The sequence below is a fragment of the Mycobacterium sp. genome, assembly GCF_032162605.1.
In the GTDB taxonomy this organism is placed as follows: domain Bacteria; phylum Actinomycetota; class Actinomycetes; order Mycobacteriales; family Mycobacteriaceae; genus Mycobacterium.
In genome coordinates this window covers 16,789-34,757 of record NZ_JAVROT010000176.1, presented here as the reverse complement: position 1 = coordinate 34,757, position 17,969 = coordinate 16,789, and the positions used below count along the sequence as shown (strand labels likewise).

The 17,969-nt window shown below is 67.7% G+C and carries 17 protein-coding genes; 12 read left to right on the top strand and 5 right to left on the bottom strand.

Going from position 1 to position 17,969, the window contains the following annotated elements; translation table 11 throughout:
• The 7 genes from aceE to QOI01_RS10940 form a co-directional block, all read left to right on the top strand.
• A partial coding sequence (gene aceE / locus QOI01_RS10970) for a pyruvate dehydrogenase (acetyl-transferring), homodimeric type (RefSeq protein WP_526380754.1) occupies window positions 1-1,711 on the top strand: 1,711 nt, incomplete at its 5' end.
• 48 nt (window positions 1,712-1,759) lie between these two features.
• On the top strand, window positions 1,760-3,037 hold the full coding sequence (locus QOI01_RS10965) for a PucR family transcriptional regulator (RefSeq protein WP_526380752.1): 1,278 nt from the start codon (window positions 1,760-1,762) through the stop codon (window positions 3,035-3,037).
• A 139-nt stretch (window positions 3,038-3,176) separates the two neighbouring features.
• Complete coding sequence (locus QOI01_RS10960) at window positions 3,177-4,130, top strand: ACP S-malonyltransferase (protein ID WP_526380757.1); 954 nt, start codon at window positions 3,177-3,179, stop codon at window positions 4,128-4,130.
• Window positions 4,131-4,198: 68 nt separating this feature from the next.
• Window positions 4,199-4,492, top strand: a complete 294-nt coding sequence (gene acpM / locus QOI01_RS10955) for a meromycolate extension acyl carrier protein AcpM (RefSeq protein WP_319446411.1) — start codon at window positions 4,199-4,201, stop codon at window positions 4,490-4,492.
• Entirely contained in the window at window positions 4,489-5,739 is a 1,251-nt protein-coding gene (kasA, locus tag QOI01_RS10950) for a 3-oxoacyl-ACP synthase KasA (protein ID WP_526380750.1), read from the top strand. Before acpM ends, kasA begins: the two co-directional genes overlap by 4 nt.
• Before the next feature lie 34 nt (window positions 5,740-5,773).
• Complete coding sequence (gene kasB / locus QOI01_RS10945) at window positions 5,774-7,036, top strand: 3-oxoacyl-ACP synthase KasB (protein ID WP_526380748.1); 1,263 nt, start codon at window positions 5,774-5,776, stop codon at window positions 7,034-7,036.
• Window positions 7,037-7,063: 27 nt separating this feature from the next.
• A complete protein-coding gene (locus QOI01_RS10940) occupies window positions 7,064-8,485 on the top strand; it encodes an acyl-CoA carboxylase subunit beta (RefSeq protein WP_526380746.1) in 1,422 nt (473 codons plus the stop codon).
• Window positions 8,486-8,488: 3 nt separating this feature from the next.
• On the opposite strand, the gene QOI01_RS10935 is transcribed toward QOI01_RS10940, so the two are convergent.
• Both QOI01_RS10935 and QOI01_RS10930 read right to left on the bottom strand, forming a co-directional pair.
• Window positions 8,489-10,036, bottom strand: coding sequence for a glycerol-3-phosphate dehydrogenase/oxidase (locus QOI01_RS10935; RefSeq protein ID WP_526380744.1), 1,548 nt, complete (start codon window positions 10,034-10,036; stop codon window positions 8,489-8,491).
• The gene (locus QOI01_RS10930) at window positions 10,033-10,617 is read right to left on the bottom strand and encodes a TetR/AcrR family transcriptional regulator (protein WP_526380755.1); all 585 of its coding nucleotides are present in this window, start codon (window positions 10,615-10,617) and stop codon (window positions 10,033-10,035) included. The genes QOI01_RS10935 and QOI01_RS10930 overlap by 4 nt, the downstream gene beginning before the upstream one ends.
• A 50-nt stretch (window positions 10,618-10,667) precedes the next feature.
• Between QOI01_RS10930 and QOI01_RS10925 the strand changes: the two genes are divergently transcribed.
• The 5 genes from QOI01_RS10925 to QOI01_RS10905 all read left to right on the top strand — a co-directional run bounded on the left by QOI01_RS10925 (window position 10,668) and on the right by QOI01_RS10905 (window position 15,583).
• A complete protein-coding gene (locus tag QOI01_RS10925; RefSeq protein ID WP_526380742.1) occupies window positions 10,668-12,287 on the top strand; it encodes an FAD-binding oxidoreductase in 1,620 nt (539 codons plus the stop codon).
• A complete protein-coding gene (locus QOI01_RS10920; protein ID WP_526380740.1) occupies window positions 12,284-13,192 on the top strand; it encodes a diacylglycerol kinase in 909 nt (302 codons plus the stop codon). Before QOI01_RS10925 ends, QOI01_RS10920 begins: the two co-directional genes overlap by 4 nt.
• A gap of 331 nt (window positions 13,193-13,523) precedes the next feature.
• Window positions 13,524-13,769: a hypothetical protein gene (locus QOI01_RS10915; RefSeq protein ID WP_526380738.1), complete on the top strand. Its 246-nt coding sequence runs from the start codon at window positions 13,524-13,526 to the stop codon at window positions 13,767-13,769.
• A 9-nt stretch (window positions 13,770-13,778) separates the two neighbouring features.
• Window positions 13,779-14,327 carry a universal stress protein gene (locus QOI01_RS10910; protein WP_526380736.1) on the top strand — a complete coding sequence of 183 codons (549 nt, stop codon included), beginning with the start codon at window positions 13,779-13,781 and terminating at the stop codon, window positions 14,325-14,327.
• Window positions 14,324-15,583, top strand: coding sequence for an MFS transporter (locus QOI01_RS10905; RefSeq protein ID WP_526380734.1), 1,260 nt, complete (start codon window positions 14,324-14,326; stop codon window positions 15,581-15,583). The genes QOI01_RS10910 and QOI01_RS10905 overlap by 4 nt, the downstream gene beginning before the upstream one ends.
• A 149-nt stretch (window positions 15,584-15,732) precedes the next feature.
• Here QOI01_RS10905 and QOI01_RS10900 read toward each other — a convergent pair whose 3' ends face one another.
• The 3 genes from QOI01_RS10900 to QOI01_RS10890 all read right to left on the bottom strand — a co-directional run bounded on the left by QOI01_RS10900 (window position 15,733) and on the right by QOI01_RS10890 (window position 17,944).
• A complete protein-coding gene (locus QOI01_RS10900) occupies window positions 15,733-16,245 on the bottom strand; it encodes a DUF3145 family protein (RefSeq protein WP_526380732.1) in 513 nt (170 codons plus the stop codon).
• Window positions 16,246-16,355: 110 nt separating this feature from the next.
• Complete coding sequence (locus tag QOI01_RS10895) at window positions 16,356-17,180, bottom strand: serine hydrolase domain-containing protein (RefSeq protein ID WP_526380730.1); 825 nt, start codon at window positions 17,178-17,180, stop codon at window positions 16,356-16,358.
• Window positions 17,177-17,944, bottom strand: coding sequence for a dioxygenase family protein (locus QOI01_RS10890; RefSeq protein WP_526380728.1), 768 nt, complete (start codon window positions 17,942-17,944; stop codon window positions 17,177-17,179). Before QOI01_RS10890 ends, QOI01_RS10895 begins: the two co-directional genes overlap by 4 nt.
• Window positions 17,945-17,969: the final 25 nt, after the last annotated feature.

Sequence of the window (17,969 nt, the reverse complement as noted above, 5' to 3'; positions counted from 1 at the left end):
CTACGTCCGCGACCACTTCTTCGGCCGCGACCCCAGGACCAAGGCACTGGTCGAGCCGATGACCGACGCCGAGATCTGGAACCTCAAACGCGGCGGTCACGACTACCGCAAGGTCTACGCCGCCTATCGGGCCGCGACGGAGCACAAGGGCCAGCCGACGGTCATCCTCGCCAAGACCATCAAGGGCTACACGCTGGGCAAGCACTTCGAGGGCCGCAACGCGACTCACCAAATGAAGAAGCTTGCGCTCCAAGATCTCAAGGACTTCCGCGACGCCCAGCGGATCCCGATCACCGACGAGCAGCTCGAGGAGAACCCGTATCTGCCGCCGTACTACCACCCAGGGCCCGACGCCCCGGAGATCCGCTACATGCTGGACCGGCGCAGGACCCTCGGCGGCTTCCTGCCCGAGCGGCGCAACAAGGCCAAGGTGCTCAAGCTCCCCGGCCGCGACGCCTACAAGGCGCTCAAGAAGGGTTCGGGCAACCAGGCCGTCGCCACCACCATGGCGACCGTCCGGACCTTCAAGGAGTTGTTGCGGGACAAGAACATTGGATCGCGCATTGTTCCCATCATCCCCGACGAGGCGCGCACGTTCGGGATGGACTCGTGGTTCCCGAGCCTGAAGATCTACAACCGCAACGGTCAGCTCTACACGGCCGTGGACGCCGAATTGATGTTGGCCTACAAGGAAAGCGAAACCGGGCAGATCCTGCACGAGGGCATCAACGAAGCCGGCTCGACGGCGTCGTTCACCGCCGTGGGCACGTCGTACTCGACGCACAACGAGCCGATGATCCCGATCTACATCTTCTATTCGATGTTCGGCTTCCAGCGCACCGGTGACGGTCTATGGGCGGCGACCGACCAGATGGCCCGCGGCTTCGTCCTCGGTGCGACCGCGGGACGCACCACCCTGACCGGTGAGGGCCTGCAGCACGCCGACGGACACTCGGTACTGCTGGCCTCGACGAATCCCGCAGTCGTCGCCTACGACCCGGCGTTCGCCTACGAGATCGCCTACATCGTCGAGAGCGGCCTCAAGCGGATGTACGGCGAGGACCCGGAGAACGTCTTCTTCTACATCACCATCTACAACGAGCCGTACGCCCAACCCGCCGAGCCCGAGAACTTCGACCCCGAAGGGCTCCTGCGTGGCATGTACCGCTACCGCGCGGCCAAGGAAAAGCGCACCAGCGTCGCGCAGATCCTGACCTCGGGGGTGGCGATGCCCGAGGCGCTGCGCGCGGCGGACCTGCTGGCGGCGGAATGGGACGTGGCCGCAGACGTGTGGTCGGTGACCAGTTGGGGCGAGCTCAACCGCGACGGCGTCGCGAAAGAGAAGGAACTGCTGCGCCACCCCGAGCGGCCCGCCGCCGTGCCGTACGTGACCAAGGTGCTCGAATCCACCGCAGGCCCCGTCGTCGCGGTCTCGGATTGGATGCGGGCCGTGCCCGAGCAGATCCGCCCTTGGGTGCCCAACACCTACGTCACGCTCGGCACCGACGGGTTCGGCTTCTCCGACACCCGTCCGGCGGCCCGCCGGTACTTCAACACCGACGCCGAGTCCGTCGTGGTCGCGGTGCTGGAAGCCCTCGGGCGCGACGGTGAGATCGATCCCTCGGTGGCCATCGCGGCGGCCAAGCAGTACCAGATCGACGACGTGATGGCAGCGCCCGTGCAGACCTCCGACCCTGGACCGGGCGCCTAACCCGCGCGGTTGGAGGAATCCACTAGAAACGGGGCGTATCTTTTAGGGGTGGCCGACAATGAGTTCTCGGCGCTCGAACTGCTGGATGCCGTCCCGGAGTCGCTGCTGCGCCGCGTGAAGCAGTACACCGGGCGGCTGGCCACCGAGGCCGTCCACGTGATGGGCGAGCGGCTGCCGTTCTTCGCCGATCTCGAAGCGTCTCAACGCGCCAGCGTCCAGCTCGTCGTACAAACGGCGCTGGTGAACTTCGCCGAGTGGATGCGCGACCCGCGCGGCGACGTCGGGTACACAGCCGAGGCGTTCGCCCTCGTCCCGCAGGAGCTCACCCGGCGGATCGCGCTGCGACAGACCGTCGACATGGTTCGCGTCACGATGGAGCACTTCGAGGAAGCGGTGCCGATGCTGGCCCGCAACACCGATCAGGTGACGGCACTCACCGTCGGCATCCTGCGCTACAGCCGCAACCTGGCCTTCGCGGCGGCATCGGGATATGCCGACGCCGCCGAGGCGCGCGGCGCGTGGGACACCCGGATGGAGGCCAACGTCGTCGACGCGGTCGTGCGTGGCGACATCGGTCCACAGCTGCAGTCCCAGGCCGCGGCGCTGAACTGGGACGCCACCGCTCCCGCGACGGTGCTCGTCGGTCTCCCCCAGCCCGCCCGCGTCGAGTTCGCCATCGAGGACGTCCACGAGATCGTCCGCCGCAACGGCCGTTCGGCGTTGTCCGACGTCCACGGCACCTGGTTGGTGGCGATCGTGGCGGGGCGCCTGTCACCCACGGACAAGATTCTCGGTGAACTACTCGAGGTGTTCGCCGACGGCCCCGTGGTGATCGGGCCCTACGCCGCATCACTGGTGGCGGCCCACTACAGCGCCGCCGAAGCCATCGCGGGAATGAACGCCGTCGCAGGCTGGCGCGGCGCGCCGCGACCGGTTTCCGCGCGCGAACTCCTGCCCGAACGCGCGTTGCTCGGCGACCTCTCGGCCGTTGCCGCGCTCGAGGCCGACGTGATGCGGCCGCTGTCCGACGCGGGTCCCGCACTGACGGAGACCCTCGACGCCTACCTCGATTCGGGCGGGGCAATCGAGGCCTGCGCGCGCAAACTGTTCGTTCATCCAAACACCGTCCGCTACCGGCTCAAACGCATCGCCGACTTCACGGGCCGCGATCCCACCCTGCCACGCGATGCGTACGTGCTGAGGGTGGCATCGACGGTCGCCAGACTGGGCCGTCAGGCACCTCACTCAATCACGTCAAATGCCAGCGTGCCGCAGCCAACGGCCGCCCAACGTGCCGCCGCGGACGCGCATCACGTCGGGCAATAGGTTGCGGTCTGATCTCGAAGACGTTCCATCACATGCGTTTTTAGAGGTTCTCCACAAAAACATAAGACCAGGTTCATAATCTCTTACACCACGCGAAACCGTCTTCACAGTGTTTTCTTAATCCGTGCCCCAAACACACGTGCTTGCGCTGCTTGCCCCCGGACAGGGATCGCAGACTCCCGGCATGCTCTCCCCGTGGCTCGAGCTGCCCGGTGCGGACGAGCGGATCGCTGCCTGGTCCGACGCCGTCAACCTGGATCTGGCCCGGTTGGGGACCACTGCTACCGCCGACGAGATCACCGATACTTCGGTGACGCAGCCCCTCGTGGTCGCCGTGACACTGCTCGCGCACCAGGAGCTTCAGAAGCGGGGCCTGTTCGGCCTCGGCGGGCAGGAGCGGAGCGACCCGGGATTTGTCACGGCCGAGACCGTCGTCGCAGGGCACTCCGTCGGTGAGATCGCCGCCTACGCCATCGCGGGCGTCCTCTCCGCCGACGACGCCGTGACACTGGCCGCGACCCGCGGCTCCGAGATGGCACGAGCCTGCGCGGTCGAGCCCACCGGGATGGCCGCGGTACTCGGGGGCGACGAGACCGAGGTTCTGGCCCGCCTCGAAGCCCTCGACCTGGTGCCCGCCAACCGCAACGCCGCCGGGCAGATCGTGGCCGCTGGCGCCATCTCGGCGCTCGAGAAGCTGGCCGAGGATCCGCCCGCGAAGGCGCGCGTCCGGCTGTTGGCGACCGCGGGCGCCTTCCACACCCACTTCATGTCCTCGGCGTTGGGCGGCTATTCGGCGGCCGCGCAGGCAGTCGCCACCGCCGAGATCTTGGGGCCGACCACTATCCTGCTCTCCAACGCCGACGGGCAACCGGTGACGTCGGCTGACGATGCGATGACGAAGCTGGTCGCCCAGCTGACCAGGCCAGTGCGCTGGGACCTCTGCACCGAGACCATGCGTCAGCGGGAGGTCACCGCGATCATCGAGTTCCCGCCCGCGGGCACTCTGGTGGGCATCGCCAAACGAGAACTTCGGGGAGTACCGACGTACGCCGTCAAGACCCCCGCAGACCTGGACGGGCTCGCCGAGCTCTAAGCCAGACAACTCCATGTCCGCTCTCCAACAGGGAGTGCCGGATCAACGAAGAAATAGAAGGAGCCATAGTGGGCGCCAGCCAGCAGGAAATCATCTCGGGTCTCGCAGAGATCATCGAAGAAGTGACCGGCATCGAGCCGTCTGAGGTCACCCCTGAGAAGTCGTTCGTCGACGACCTGGACATCGACTCGCTGTCGATGGTCGAGATCGCCGTGCAGACCGAGGACAAGTACGGCGTGAAGATCCCCGACGAGGACCTCGCCGGTCTGCGCACCGTCGGTGACGTCGTCTCCTACATCCAGAAGCTCGAGGAAGAGAACCCCGAAGCTGCCGCGGCGCTGCGCGATAAGTTCGCACAGTGACCCGCCCTTCCACTGCTAACGGCGGTTTCCCCAACGTCGTGGTGACTGCCGTCACCGCGACCACCTCGATTGCGGCGGACATCGAGAGCACGTGGAAGGGTTTGTTGGCAGGCGAGAGTGGCATCCGCGTCCTCGACGACGAGTTCGTCGACAAGTGGGACCTTCAGGTCAAGATCGGGGGGCACCTCAAGGAGCCCCTCGATCCCCTGATGACCCGGCTCGAGATGCGCCGCATGTCCTACGTGCAGCGGATGTCGAAGTACGTCGGCAACCAACTGTGGGAGTCCGCGGGCAAGCCCGAGGTCGATCCCGACCGGTTCTCGGTCGTGATCGGCACAGGTCTCGGCGGCGGCGAGAAGATCGTCGAAATGTACGACGCGATGAACGAGGGTGGCCCCCGCAAGGTGTCGCCACTGGCCGTCCAGATGGTCATGCCGAACGGTGCGGCCGCAGTCGTCGGGCTGGAGCTCGGCGCCCGCGCTGGGGTCATCACCCCTGTCTCGGCCTGCTCGTCGGGCTCCGAGGCCATCGCTCACGCGTGGCGCCAGATCGTCATGGGTGACGCGGACATCGCCGTCTGCGGTGGCGTGGAAGGCATGATCGAGGCGCTGCCCATCGCGGCGTTCTCGATGATGCGGGCCATGTCGACCAGGAACGACGACCCCGAGGCGGCGTCGCGGCCGTTCGACAAGAACCGCGACGGCTTCGTCTTCGGCGAGGCCGGGGCGATGATGATCATCGAGTCCGAGGAGCACGCCAAGGCGCGCGGCGCCAAGCCGCTGGCCAGGATCATGGGTGCAGGCATCTCGTCAGATGCGTACCACATGGTGGCGCCTGCACCCGACGGCCTTCGCGCCGGACACGCGATGAAGCGCGCAATCGAGACGGCGGGTCTGTCGCCGGCGGACATCCAGCACGTCAATGCGCACGCGACGTCGACGTCCATCGGTGACATTGCCGAGGCGAATGCCATCCGGGTTGCCGGGGTGGGACACGCCGCGGTGTACGCGCCGAAGTCGGCTCTGGGTCACTCCATCGGCGCCGTCGGTGCACTGGAGGCCATCCTGACGGTGTTGTCGCTGCGCGACGGCGTCATCCCGCCGACGCTCAATTACGAAACACCCGACCCCGAGATCGATCTCGATGTCGTCGCAGGTGAGCCTCGATACGGCGAATACCAGTACGCCATCAACAACTCGTTCGGCTTTGGTGGACATAATGTCGCCCTGGCCTTCGGGCGCTACTGAGTAACGCGGCACGGAGAGGAACGTTCGAGTAGCAATGGCACGGTCGACGGGTTCGTCGTCGGGGAATCCGTTCCCCGACGTAGTGGTCACCGGCATTGCCATGACCACTGCCCTTGCCACCGACGCCGAGGGCACCTGGAAGCGTCTGCTCGACGGGGAGAGTGGCATCCGCACGCTGGATGACTACTTCGTCGAGCTGTACGACCTCCCGGTGCGCATCGGTGGACATCTACTCGAGGACTTCGAGGGCGACCTGACGCAGGAAGAACTGGGTCGGCTCTCCTACCTGCAGAGAATGTCCACCGTCATCGGTCGTCGGGCCTGGGAGAACGCGGGCTCGCCGGACGTCGACACCAGACGGCTGCTGGTCTCGATCGGCACCGGCATGGGAAGCAGCGAGGAGCTGCTCTACGCCTATGACGCGATGCGGGAGAAGGGCTTCAAGGCCGTCTCCCCACTGGCCGTGCAGATGTACATGCCGAACTCGCCCGCCGCGGCAGTGGGCCTGGAACGCAACGCCAGGGCCGGCGTCGTCACCCCGGTGTCGGCGTGTGCCTCGGGCAGCGAGGCGATCGCCAACGCGTGGCGGAACATCGTTCTCGGTGAGGCCGACGTCGCCATCTGCGGCGGCGTCGAGACCAGGATCGAGGCGGTGCCGATCGCGGGATTCGCGCAGATGCGAATCGTGCTGTCGACCACCAACGAAGACCCGGCGGGCGCCTGCCGTCCGTTCGACAAGGATCGCAACGGCTTCGTGTTCGGCGAAGGCGGAGCGCTGATGGTCCTCGAGACCGAGCAACATGCCAGGGCCCGCGGCGCCAACATCCTGGCGCGGCTCATGGGCGCCGGGGTGACCTCGGACGGCTACCACATCGTGGCTCCGGATCCGACGGGTGACCAAGCGGGCCATGCGATTACGCGGGCCATTCAGCTCGCGGGACTGCAGCCCGGCGACATCGACCACGTCAACGCGCACGCGACCGGAACCTCGGTCGGCGACGTGGCCGAAGGCAAGGCCATCAACAACGCGCTCGGCAGCCACCGACCCGCGGTGTACGCACCGAAGTCGGCTCTGGGCCACTCCGTCGGCGCGGTCGGCGCGGTGGAATCGATCCTGACCGTGTTGGCGCTACGGGACGGAGTCGTCCCACCCACGTTGAACCTGCGCAATCTCGACCCGGAGATCGACCTCGACGTCGTCGCAGGGGAACCGCGCCGCGGCGACTACCAATACGCAATCAACAATTCGTTCGGCTTCGGCGGGCACAACGTGGCGATCGCCTTCGGCAAGTACTGAGAACCACCGAAAATTTAGGAGAGACAGATGACGACCATGGTGCCCGAGGCTGTAGACGAGTCCCTCGATCCGCGCGATCCCCTGCTGCGCTTGCGCGCATTCTTCGACGACGGCAGCGTTGAAGCGCTGCACGAACGCGACCGCTCCGGCGTTCTCGCCGCCTCCGGCACCGTGAACGGCGTCCGCACCATCGCGTTCTGCACCGACGGCACCGTGATGGGTGGCGCGATGGGCGTCGACGGCTGCCAGCACATCGTCAATGCCTACGACAGGGCCATCGAGGAGCAGAGCCCGATCATCGGCATCTGGCACTCCGGCGGCGCGCGGTTGGCCGAGGGTGTGAAGGCCCTGCACGCCGTGGGGCTCATGTTCGAGGCGATGATCCGGGCCTCGGGCTTCATCCCGCAGATCTCAGTGGTGGTCGGCTTCGCTGCGGGCGGCGCGGCTTACGGGCCCGCGCTCACCGACGTCGTCATCATGGCGCCCGAGGGCCGCGTGTTCGTCACCGGGCCCGACATCGTCCGCAGCGTCACCGGCGAGGACGTCGACATGGCGTCCCTCGGTGGGCCGGATACCCACCACAAGAAGTCCGGCGTGTGCCACATCGTCGCCGACGACGAGGCCGATGCCTACCAGCGCGGCCGCCGACTGGTCGGATTGTTCTGCCAGCAGGGCCATTTCGATCGCGCGAAGGCAGAGGCAGGCGATTCGGATCTGCGCGCACTGCTTCCGGACTCGGCCCGCCGGGCCTACGACGTGCATCCGCTCATCTCGGCTCTGCTGGACGAGGCGACGCCGTTCGACGAGTTCCAGTCCAAGTGGGCTCCCTCGATGGTCGTCGGCCTCGGCCGGTTGGCCGGACGGAGCGTGGGCGTGCTCGCCAACAATCCGCTGCGCCTCGGTGGCTGCCTGAACTCCGAAAGCGCCGAGAAGGCAGCTCGATTCGTGCGGTTGTGCGACGCGTTCGGCATCCCGATCGTCGTCATCGTCGACGTTCCGGGTTACCTGCCCGGTGTGGACCAGGAGTGGGGTGGCGTGGTGCGCCGCGGCGCCAAACTGCTACACGCCTTCGGTGAGGCAACCGTTCCCCGCGTCACCCTTGTGACCCGAAAGAACTATGGCGGCGCCTACATCGCGATGAACTCCCGCTCGCTGGGTGCCACGAAGGTATTCGCCTGGCCGAACGCCGAGGTCGCCGTGATGGGCGCGAAGCCGGCCGTCGGCATCCTGCACAAGCGCACTCTTGCCGCCGCCGCTCCCGAGGACCGCGAAGCGCTGCACGAGGAACTGGCCGCCGAGCACGAGCGCATCGCGGGCGGTGTGGACAGCGCCATCGAGATCGGCGTGGTCGACGCGAAGATCGACCCGCCGCACACGCGCAGCGTCCTCACCCAGGCGCTGGCCGAGGCGCCCGCGCGTCGCGGTCGACACAAGAACATCCCGCTGTAAGCCTTACAGCACGCGGCTGAGGAACTCCTCGGCCGCGGTGACGGCCAGTTCGCGATCTGCGGCGACGAGTCCGATGCGGGTCCGACGGTCGAGGATGTCTTCGGCGGTCAGCGCACCCTCGTGAGTCGTCGCGTACTCGAATTCGGCCCGTATGACGTCGATTCCGTCCGCTACCGGATCGCTTGGCCGGTCGCACATGGCGCGGCTGATGACATTGGGGGCCTCTGCGCCAAAGCGGGCGACGAGCGAGGACGGCAGATCCGCAGGCGACCGGAGCGTCGACACCGGGTTGGCGGGAGCGCCGACCAACGGCAGGTTGCGGGTACGGCACGCGGTTGCCGCGAGCCCGCGCACCGTCACCGCGCGGTCCAGCACGTCCTCGGCCATGTACCGGTACTCGGTGAGTTTTCCGCCGATCACGCTGAGCAGGCCGTTCGTCGACTCGACCACGGCGTGTTCGCGTGACACGTCGGCCGTCCTTCCCGCCCCCGTGTCGATCAGTGGACGTAGCCCGGCATAGGTGCCGATCACGTCGTCCCCGGTCAGTGCGACGTCGAGCGCGGTGTTCACGGTATCGAGCAGGAAGGTGATTTCCGCAGGCGTCGGCTCAGGCACGTCGGGAATCGGTCCGGGTGCGTCCTCGTCTGTGATCCCGAGGTACACCCGCCCGAGTTGTTCGGGCATGGCGAACACGAACCGGTTGAGCTCCCCTGGTATCGGAACCGTCAATGCGGCAGTGGGATTGCCGAAGGCCGCAGCGTCGAACACCAGATGTGTTCCGCGGCTGGGTCGCAACCGGATGGACGGGTCGACGTCACCCGCCCAGACACCCGTCGCATTGATCACGACGCGCGCTGACACGTCGAGAGATTCACCGGTGAGCTGATCGGTGAGCCGCACCGACGTGCCGGTGGCACCCGAGGCGGCCACCCTGGTGAGAACTCGCGCTCCATGCTGAGCTGCGGTGCGGGCGACCGCCACGACGAGACGCGCGTCGTCGATCAGTTGGCCGTCGTAGGCGAGGAGTGCGCCGTCGAGCCCGTCGCGGCGCACCGTCGGCGTCAGCTCCACGGCCCGAGCCGCGTCGATGCGCCGTGATCGCGGCAGCGTGGCCGCCGGGGTACCCGCCAGCCTGCGCAGCCCGTCGCCTGCGGTGAAGCCGAATCGGACCAGCGCGCGGGAGGCGGTTCTCATCGACGGCAGAAACGGCACCAGTTGCGGCATCGCCGTGACGAGGTGAGGGGCGTTGCGGGTCATCAGGATTCCGCGCTCGATCGCGCTTCGCCGGGCGATGCCCACGTTGCCGGTGGCCAGGTACCGGAGCCCACCGTGAACCAGCTTCGAACTCCACCGGCTGGTGCCGAAGGCAAGGTCGTGTTTCTCCACCAGCACCACGGACAGTCCCCGCGTCGCCGCGTCGAGCGCGATCCCCGTCCCGGTGATGCCTCCGCCGATGACGACGAGGTCGACGCTGGTTCCGTCGCCGAGCGCGGTCAGGTCGGCGGCACGGCGGGTGGCGTTCAGTGCGGTCGTTGACGTCGAGGCGGTCATGGCTTCAGGTATCCGTTCAGTGCCAGGGCCAACTCGGAGACCAGGTGTGCGGCGTCGAGGATGGACTCGACCATTTGCGCCGACAGGATCGTCGACTGCGTGATCAACAAGGTCATGGCGGCGAGTTCTCTGGCGTCGCCCGGACGGACGCTGCCCTCGTCCTGGGCGGACTTGATCTCGCCCGCCACGGCGTCGAGCAGGATCTGTTGGCTGGTACCGAGCCGTTCGGTGAGGTACACCATCGCCAGTTCCGGTGCCTGGTGCAGCACCGACATGACGACGTCGTCGCGACGCACCAGTTGCGCAACACCGACGACGCGCCGAACCAGCGGCTCGCGTCCGACACAGGCGCTGGGTACGGCGTCGAGCGCACGGGTGATTCGCACCGTGAGGAGGGCCGCGAGTATCGACCGGGTGTCGGGAAAGCGGCGGTACACCGTCGGACGGCTGATGGCCGCCCGGCGCGCGATCTCCGCGAGTGTCACGCGATCGACACCGAAGGCGACGACGCAGTCGGCAGCGGCGTCGAGGATGCGATCCTCGACCGGCTTCGCCCGTTTTTCGTTACTGATTGACATGATCTGTAATACTGTAACCCATGATTGCGTCGGACGACCAGAACCTGCCCCCGATGAAGTGGAATGCCTGGGGAGATCCAGGGGCAGCCAAACCGCTCTCCGACGGGATCCGGACCCTGCTCGTCCAGGCCCTCGGCGTCGACGCCGAACCGGGTTCCGAACCCGACGTCGACCAGGTTCGCCTGCGGCCGTCCGCGCTGTCGGACTCCGACCGAGCGGCATTGGTGGCCATCGTCGGCGAGGCTCACTGCACGTCGGACGACTACGGCAGGCTGTTGCGGGCCGGCGGCAAGTCCACCCTGGACCTGTTGCGCCGCAAGGATTCCGGCGTGCAAGACGCGCCCGACGCGGTGCTGTTACCCGCCGACGAGGACGAGATCGCGGCGATCCTGCGGCTCTGCGCCCAGCGGAGCATCGCGGTCGTTCCGTTCGGCGGCGGCACCAGCGTGGTCGGCGGCCTGGACCCCATCCGCGGCGACTTCAAGGCCGTGGTGTCACTGGATCTGCGCCGCTTCGACGAATTGCACGGCATCGACGAGGTGTCCGGGGAGGCCGAGCTCGGCGCAGGCGTCACCGGGCCGGACGCCGAGAAGCTGCTAGCCACGCACGGCTTCTCGCTCGGTCACTTCCCGCAGAGCTTCCAGTTCGCCACCATCGGCGGCTTCGCGGCAACCCGCTCCTCCGGCCAGGACTCTGCGGGATACGGCCGTTTCGACGACATGGTCCGAGGCGTCCGCGCGGTGACGCCGGCAGGCATCCTCGACCTCGGGCGCGCGCCGGCGTCGGCGGCGGGACCGGACCTGCGACAGCTGATCATCGGTTCCGAGGGAGTTTTCGGCGTGATCACGCGGGTGCGGGTGCGGGTGCATCCCGTCCCGGAGTCGACGCGCTACGAGGCGTGGTCCTTCCCCGACTTCCCCACGGGCGCAACGGCTCTGCGGGCCGTCGCCCAGAACGGGGCCGGCCCCACCGTGATCCGGCTGTCCGACGAGGCGGAGACCGGTGTCAACCTCGCCACCAGCGAAGCCATCGGTGAGCAGAGCGTCACGGGTAACTGCCTGGCGATCACGGCGTTCGAGGGAACCGCGGCACACACCGCGAGCAGGCACGCCGAGACACGCGCCGTACTCGAGGCACACGGTGGCACGTCGCTGGGCGAAGGACCCGCGAAGGCCTGGGAGCATGGCCGCTTCGCGGCGCCGTACCTGCGCGACTCACTGTTGGCCGCGGGAGCGCTTTGCGAGACGTTGGAGACCGCGACGAACTGGTCCAACCTCGGCACGCTCAAGGCCGCGGTGACCGACGCCCTGACCACGTCGCTCGCCGGCGGGCAGGAGCGCAGCGACTCGGGGCATCATCCATCCGAAATCGGTACTCCGGCCTTGGTGTTGTGCCACATATCCCACGTGTACCCGACCGGTGCGTCGTTGTACTTCACCGTCGTCGCCGGGCAGCGCGGCAATCCGATCGAGCAGTGGCGCAAGGCCAAGACCGCGGCATCGGAGGCGATGGTGCACACCGGCGGCACCATCACCCACCATCACGCGATCGGCGCCGACCACCGCCCGTGGATGCGTGACGAGGTCGGCGATCTCGGGGTCGAGGTGCTCCGCGCCGTCAAGGGCGTGCTCGATCCGGCGGGAATCCTCAACCCCGGCAAGCTGATCCCGTGACGTCGGGGGGCGTCGCCCGGGTCACGGTGCTGACCAATCCTGCGTCGGGCCACGGCAATGCTCCGCACGCCGCCGAACGCGCGATCGCGCGCTTCCAGCAACGTGGCGTCGACGTCTGCGGGATCGTCGGGACCGATGCGGGCCATGCCCGGCGCCTGGTCGACGCCGAATTGAGCCGGGGTACCGACGCCCTGGTCGTCGTCGGAGGAGACGGCATCGTCTCCGTGGCACTGCAGGCGTTGGCACTCGGCGACGTTCCGCTCGGCATCATCCCGGCAGGAACGGGCAATGACCACGCACGCGAATACGGCTTGCCCACAGGTGATCCCGCGGCCGCAGCCGACGTCGTGGTCGACGGTAGCGTCGAGACGGTCGACCTCGGCCGGATCAAGGGCGCCGACGGCACCGACCGCTGGTTCGGCACCGTGATGGCGGCGGGTTTCGACTCGCTGGTGTCCGACCGGACCAACCGGATGAGCTGGCCACACGGCCGAATGCGATACAACGTCGCAATGGTGGCCGAGCTCTCGAAGCTGCGCCTACTCCCCTTCCGTCTGACCTTCGACGGCGAGGAGCTGGTCACCGACCTGACGCTGGCCGCGTTCGGCAACACCCGCAGCTACGGCGGCGGCATGCTGATCTGCCCCGACGCCGACCACTCGGACGGCCAACTCGACGTGACCATGGTGCAGTCCGCGTCGCGCACCAAGCTGATACGTCTGTTCCCGACCGTGTTCAAGGGCACCCACGTCGACCTCGATCAGGTGCGCACGGCACGGGCGAAGGTCATCACCGTCGACTCGCCGGGCATCAACGCGTACGCGGACGGCGAGTTCGTGTGCCCGCTGCCGGTCGAGGTGTCGGCGGTAGCCGCTGCACTGCGCATCCTGCGACCCAGAAGCTAACCTGGGCCATCACCACGGCACTGGGGAACGCGAGAAGCCAACCCTGGTGCCAGCAGGCCGTAACGCATTCCTGCACGACAACCTCTTCGACCTGACCTACGGCTGGGGCGTGATCCCTGCGCGGGTGCGGATCGGGTTGTCCGTCGGCGGCTGACGTGTCGGTGGCCGCCCCGTCCTTCGCCGTGCGCGCACAGCCGGTCGCACGCTGAGGAGCCGCTGCGCGGCCACCACTGGTGGGCGGGCGGCTGGTATGCAGGGACTGTGTGGTGGCCACGGCGATAGGTGTCGCCGTCGGCGCCCAGATTCGCTCTCGTCGAGAGGAAACCGGCGGATGATAGTGGTATGGATTGCGTGCGCCGGCAACGCGGCCCCGATGGTGCCGTTCGTCCTCGAAGGGGCGATCCGGCACCGACGTGCCCGCGAGTTCCCCTGGGCGACAGGGCTGATCAACGTGGGCGTCGAGACGATCCGACTGATCCAACGCCGCCGTTACCGGGCCGGTCCATTCAATGCGATCGGCACCCTGCAGTTCACCCTCACCGCCGCGAGCGGTGGGGATGGCGATGGCTCGCTGTGAGGAGACACGATGACCAGACACCCGAAAACCTCGTCCGCAAAGGACACGATGGTCAACGCGCGCAAGCTCCGACGCATCGATGGACCCACCACCGACATGCCCGCTACCCACCATCTGCTGGTGGGGTTCGATCGGTGCCCGTCCAGCCAGCAGGCGCTGCGCTTCGCGATCACCCTCGCCGCACCCCTGAACGCGCATCTGCATGTCGCGCACATCATCGACCTCGAAGACTTCCCGATTGACCCTGACGGCGACGATTGGGAGCAACGATTCGCCGACGAGCTCGCTCAGGAACGCGCCCGGGCTTGCGATTTGCTAGGCGCGCTGCCCGGTAACTGGACGTACTCCGCGCACCACGGAGGCCCCGCGCACACGCTGACGACGCTGGCCGAAGCCGATGATGCCCTGATGATCATCATCGGCGCCGCACGGGGAGGCTTGATGTCTTCCCTCGACCGGGCTATGGGCGTGTCGGTGTCGGCGCATCTGATCCGCCACACCCACTGCCCAGTCCTCGTTGTACCCGACGCCACTGGCCCCGCGAAAGCTGTTGAATGACCACGAAACCCGAGGACGCCGAGGCGGCGCCAAGGCAGCCGATGTTGGCTGCGTGGCGGTTCGTCACGGTGTTCGGCACGGTCAGCCTGCTGGCTGATTTCGTCTATGAGGGCGCGCGTTCGATCACCGGACCACTGTTGGCGTCGCTGGGGGCCACCGGGTTGGTCGTCGGAGTGGTGACCGGGATCGGCGAGGCGGCCGCTATGGGGTTGCGGCTGGTGTCGGGGCCGCTGACCGACCGCACCCAGCGGTTCTGGGCGTGGACCATCGCCGGCTACACCCTGACGATCGTGACCGTCCCGGTGCTGGGAGTCGCCGCCACGTTGTGGGTGGCGTGTGCGTTGGTAATCGCCGAACGAATCGGGAAGGCGGTCCGCAGCCCAGCCAAGGACACGTTGTTGTCGCACGCCGCCGCGGTGACCGGGCGTGGACGGGGTTTCGCCGTACACGAGGCGTTGGATCAGATCGGGGCGGTGATCGGGCCGCTGACGGTGGCCGGTGTACTGGCCATCACTGGGAACGACTACGGCCCGGCGCTGGGTGTACTTGCATTGCCTGGAGCCGCCGCACTGGCTTTGCTGGTGTGGCTACGGCTGAGGGTCCCCGACCCGGCCCGCTACGAAAGCGCAGCCGGCCCCACCCCAGCCCCGCATTCCGCAGACGAGGTCGCAGATCGTCGCGCCAGGCCGTCACCGCCGTTGCCCGCGAAGTTCTGGGCGTATTGCGCGTTCACCGCGACCACGATGATCGGGTTCGCCACCTTCGGAGTGTTGTCGTATCACATGGTGATCCGCGGAATCCTATCCGCCGCCGTGGTCCCGCTCGTCTATGCCGCCGCGATGGGCGCCGATGCCGTCGCGGCGTTGCTCTCGGGCTGGCTATATGACCGTGTCGGAGCCAAGACGCTTGCTGCTCTGCCGATCTTGTCTGCTCTCGTGCCGGTGGTGGCGTTCACCGATCAGGTTTGGCTGGTGGTGGTCGGTGCCTTGTTGTGGGGCGCGGCGGTCGGCATTCAAGAATCCACCCTGCGGGCGGTGGTCGCCGATCTGGTCGCCCCGCCGCGCCGGGCCACCGCCTACGGACTGTTCGCCGCTGGGCTCGGTGCCGCCACCGCCGCCGGGGGCGCACTAACCGGCTGGCTTTACGACACTTCGATCCCAGCACTCGTCGTCACCGTCGCGGTCATTCAGATCGCGGCGATCGGTCTGGCGATCACGGTCATCGCCCGACCCCGGCCCGGCCCGGCCAGGTCGTGATGGCGCACTCGTGGACGCTGGAGACGCACTGGCCCGGCACGAGCGAAGGCCTACCGGCGGTACGGCGCTTCGCCGGAATCGGTAACACCGAAAGTTGAGCCGCGGCGGCAGTCGCGGGCCTCACCGCGGCGATCCAGGTTCTAGGTTCGCTAGCCGACGCCCCGGTTGAGCCAGGTGGTCTCGCCGGTGTCCCCGCCACCGCGGTAGGCCTCGAGGGCTTCGTCCCACGCGGTGCCGAGCACGGTGTCCATTTCCGCGGCGAGGGTGTCTGCGCCGGAGGCCAGCAGTCCGCGTAGGCGCATCTCCCCGACCATGACATCACCGTTGGCGCTCATCACCCCGTTCCACAGACCCAGCTGCGGGGTGTGGCACCAGCGGTGGCCGTCGACACCCTCGCTCGGATCCTCGGTGACTTCGAAGCGCAACACCGACCACGACCGGAGCGCATTGGCGAGCTGGGCCCCCGTGCCGACGGGTCCGACCCAGTTGGTGACAGCACGAAGTTGTCCAGGCAACGCCGGCTGCGGTGTCCACTTGAGGTTGGCCCGCGCCGACAGGGTCGACGAAAGGGCCCACTCCACGTGTGGACATACCGCCGCGGGCGAGGCGTGGACATACACCACACCGGTGGCCGTGTCGGCGAACTGGTTCGATGCACGCATCATCTGCTCCTTCGGCTCCAAAAGGGACGTCTTCCCCGACGACCTGTAGATGCCAAAAAGTTGCAGTTGTTTCGTGCGTGTCTATTGTGCCCTGTGGGACCAGTGTTGCGCTAGTGTGTGCCGAATTCTCTCAGCACTCCATCAGAGAGAGTCGGCCACACCGTGTGCGCCCAATCGCCGAAGTCCCGGTCGCTGAGGACCACGAGTGCCAGGTCAGCGGTGGGATCGGTCCAGATGAACGTGCCTGACTGGCCGAAGTGCCCGAACGTGCGGGCAGAGTTTGCGGAACCCGTCCAGTGCGGCGACTTGCCGTCGCGGATCTCGAAACCCAACCCCCAGTCGTTCGGCCGCTGCGCGCCGAACCCCGGCAAGATTCCCGACAGGCCGGGAAACTGCACCGAGACGGCGTCATCGTGCATCTGCTGCGACACCAAAACGGGCCGCAGCAGATCACCGACGAACAGGGCGAGATCCGCCACCGTCGACTCGCCGCCGAAGCCCGCGGCGTCGGCACCGCCGAGAAGCGACGACGAGCCCATCCCAAGAGGTTCGAAGACCGCCTCGGTGAGATACCGGTCGAACTCGATCTCCGAGGCTCGCTGCACCACCCTGGCGAGCACGCCGAAACCCTCGTTCGAGTAGATCCGGCGCTGCCCCGGCGCGGCGATGACGTCGGGCGAGCGCATCGACAGGCCCGACGTGTGGGCGAGCAGGTGGCGCACGGTCGAGCCCGGCGGCCCGGCCGGCGTGTCGAGCTCGACGACACCCTCCTCCACCGCCACCTGGACCGCGCGGGCGACCAACGGCTTGGTCACCGACGCCAGGGCGAACCTGCGGCCAGTGTCGCCGAACTCCGCGAGCACGCCGGACGGCCCGATCACCGCCGCCGCGGCCGACGGGACCGGCCAGTCCGTCATCAATTCGAGCGCACTCATGCGAGCTCCAGGGACCGTTTGGCCAGCCCCATCCAGAAGCCGTCGACGACCTGCTTCGGTGCCTGTTCGGGATCCGCCGACGCGCCGAGCGCGACGAACAACGGCGCGAAGTGTTCGATCGTCGGGTGGGCGTAGGGCATGCCGGGCGCCTTGGCGCGAAAGTCGATCAGCCCGTCGAGGTCACCCGCCGCGAAACGCTCGGCCGCCCACGCGTCGAACTCACGCGACCACCCCGGCGCCTCGGCGTCCGGTGTGGGATCGGTGAGGAAGGGCAGGCCGTGCGTGGTGAATCCCGACCCGATGATCAGCACGCCCTCGTCGCGCAGCGGCCTCAGCCTCACCCCGAGGTCGAGCAGGCGCCTGGGCTCCAGCGTCGGCATCGACATCTGCAGCACCGGTACATCGGCGTGCGGATACATCACGGTCAGCGGCACGTAGGCACCGTGGTCGAGCCTGCGCTCGGGGTCGTGCGCCACTGCTTCCCCGTCGGGCATCGACGCCTCCACCCTCGCTGCCAGCTCAGTTGCACCCGGGGCGTCGTAGGTGACGTCGTAGTAGTGCTGCGGAAATCCCCAGAAATCGTACGTCAGTGGTGTTTTCGTGGAAGTCGAGCCAATGGTCAGCGGTGCGGCCTCCCAATGCGCGGACACCACCAGAATCGCCTCTGGGCGGGGCAGCTCCGCCGCCCACCGGGCGAGTTGCGACACCCAAGTCTCGTCATCGACGAGCGGTGGTGCGCCGTGGGACAGGAACAAGGCAGGCATCACTGAACAACCCTCTCACCGAGGC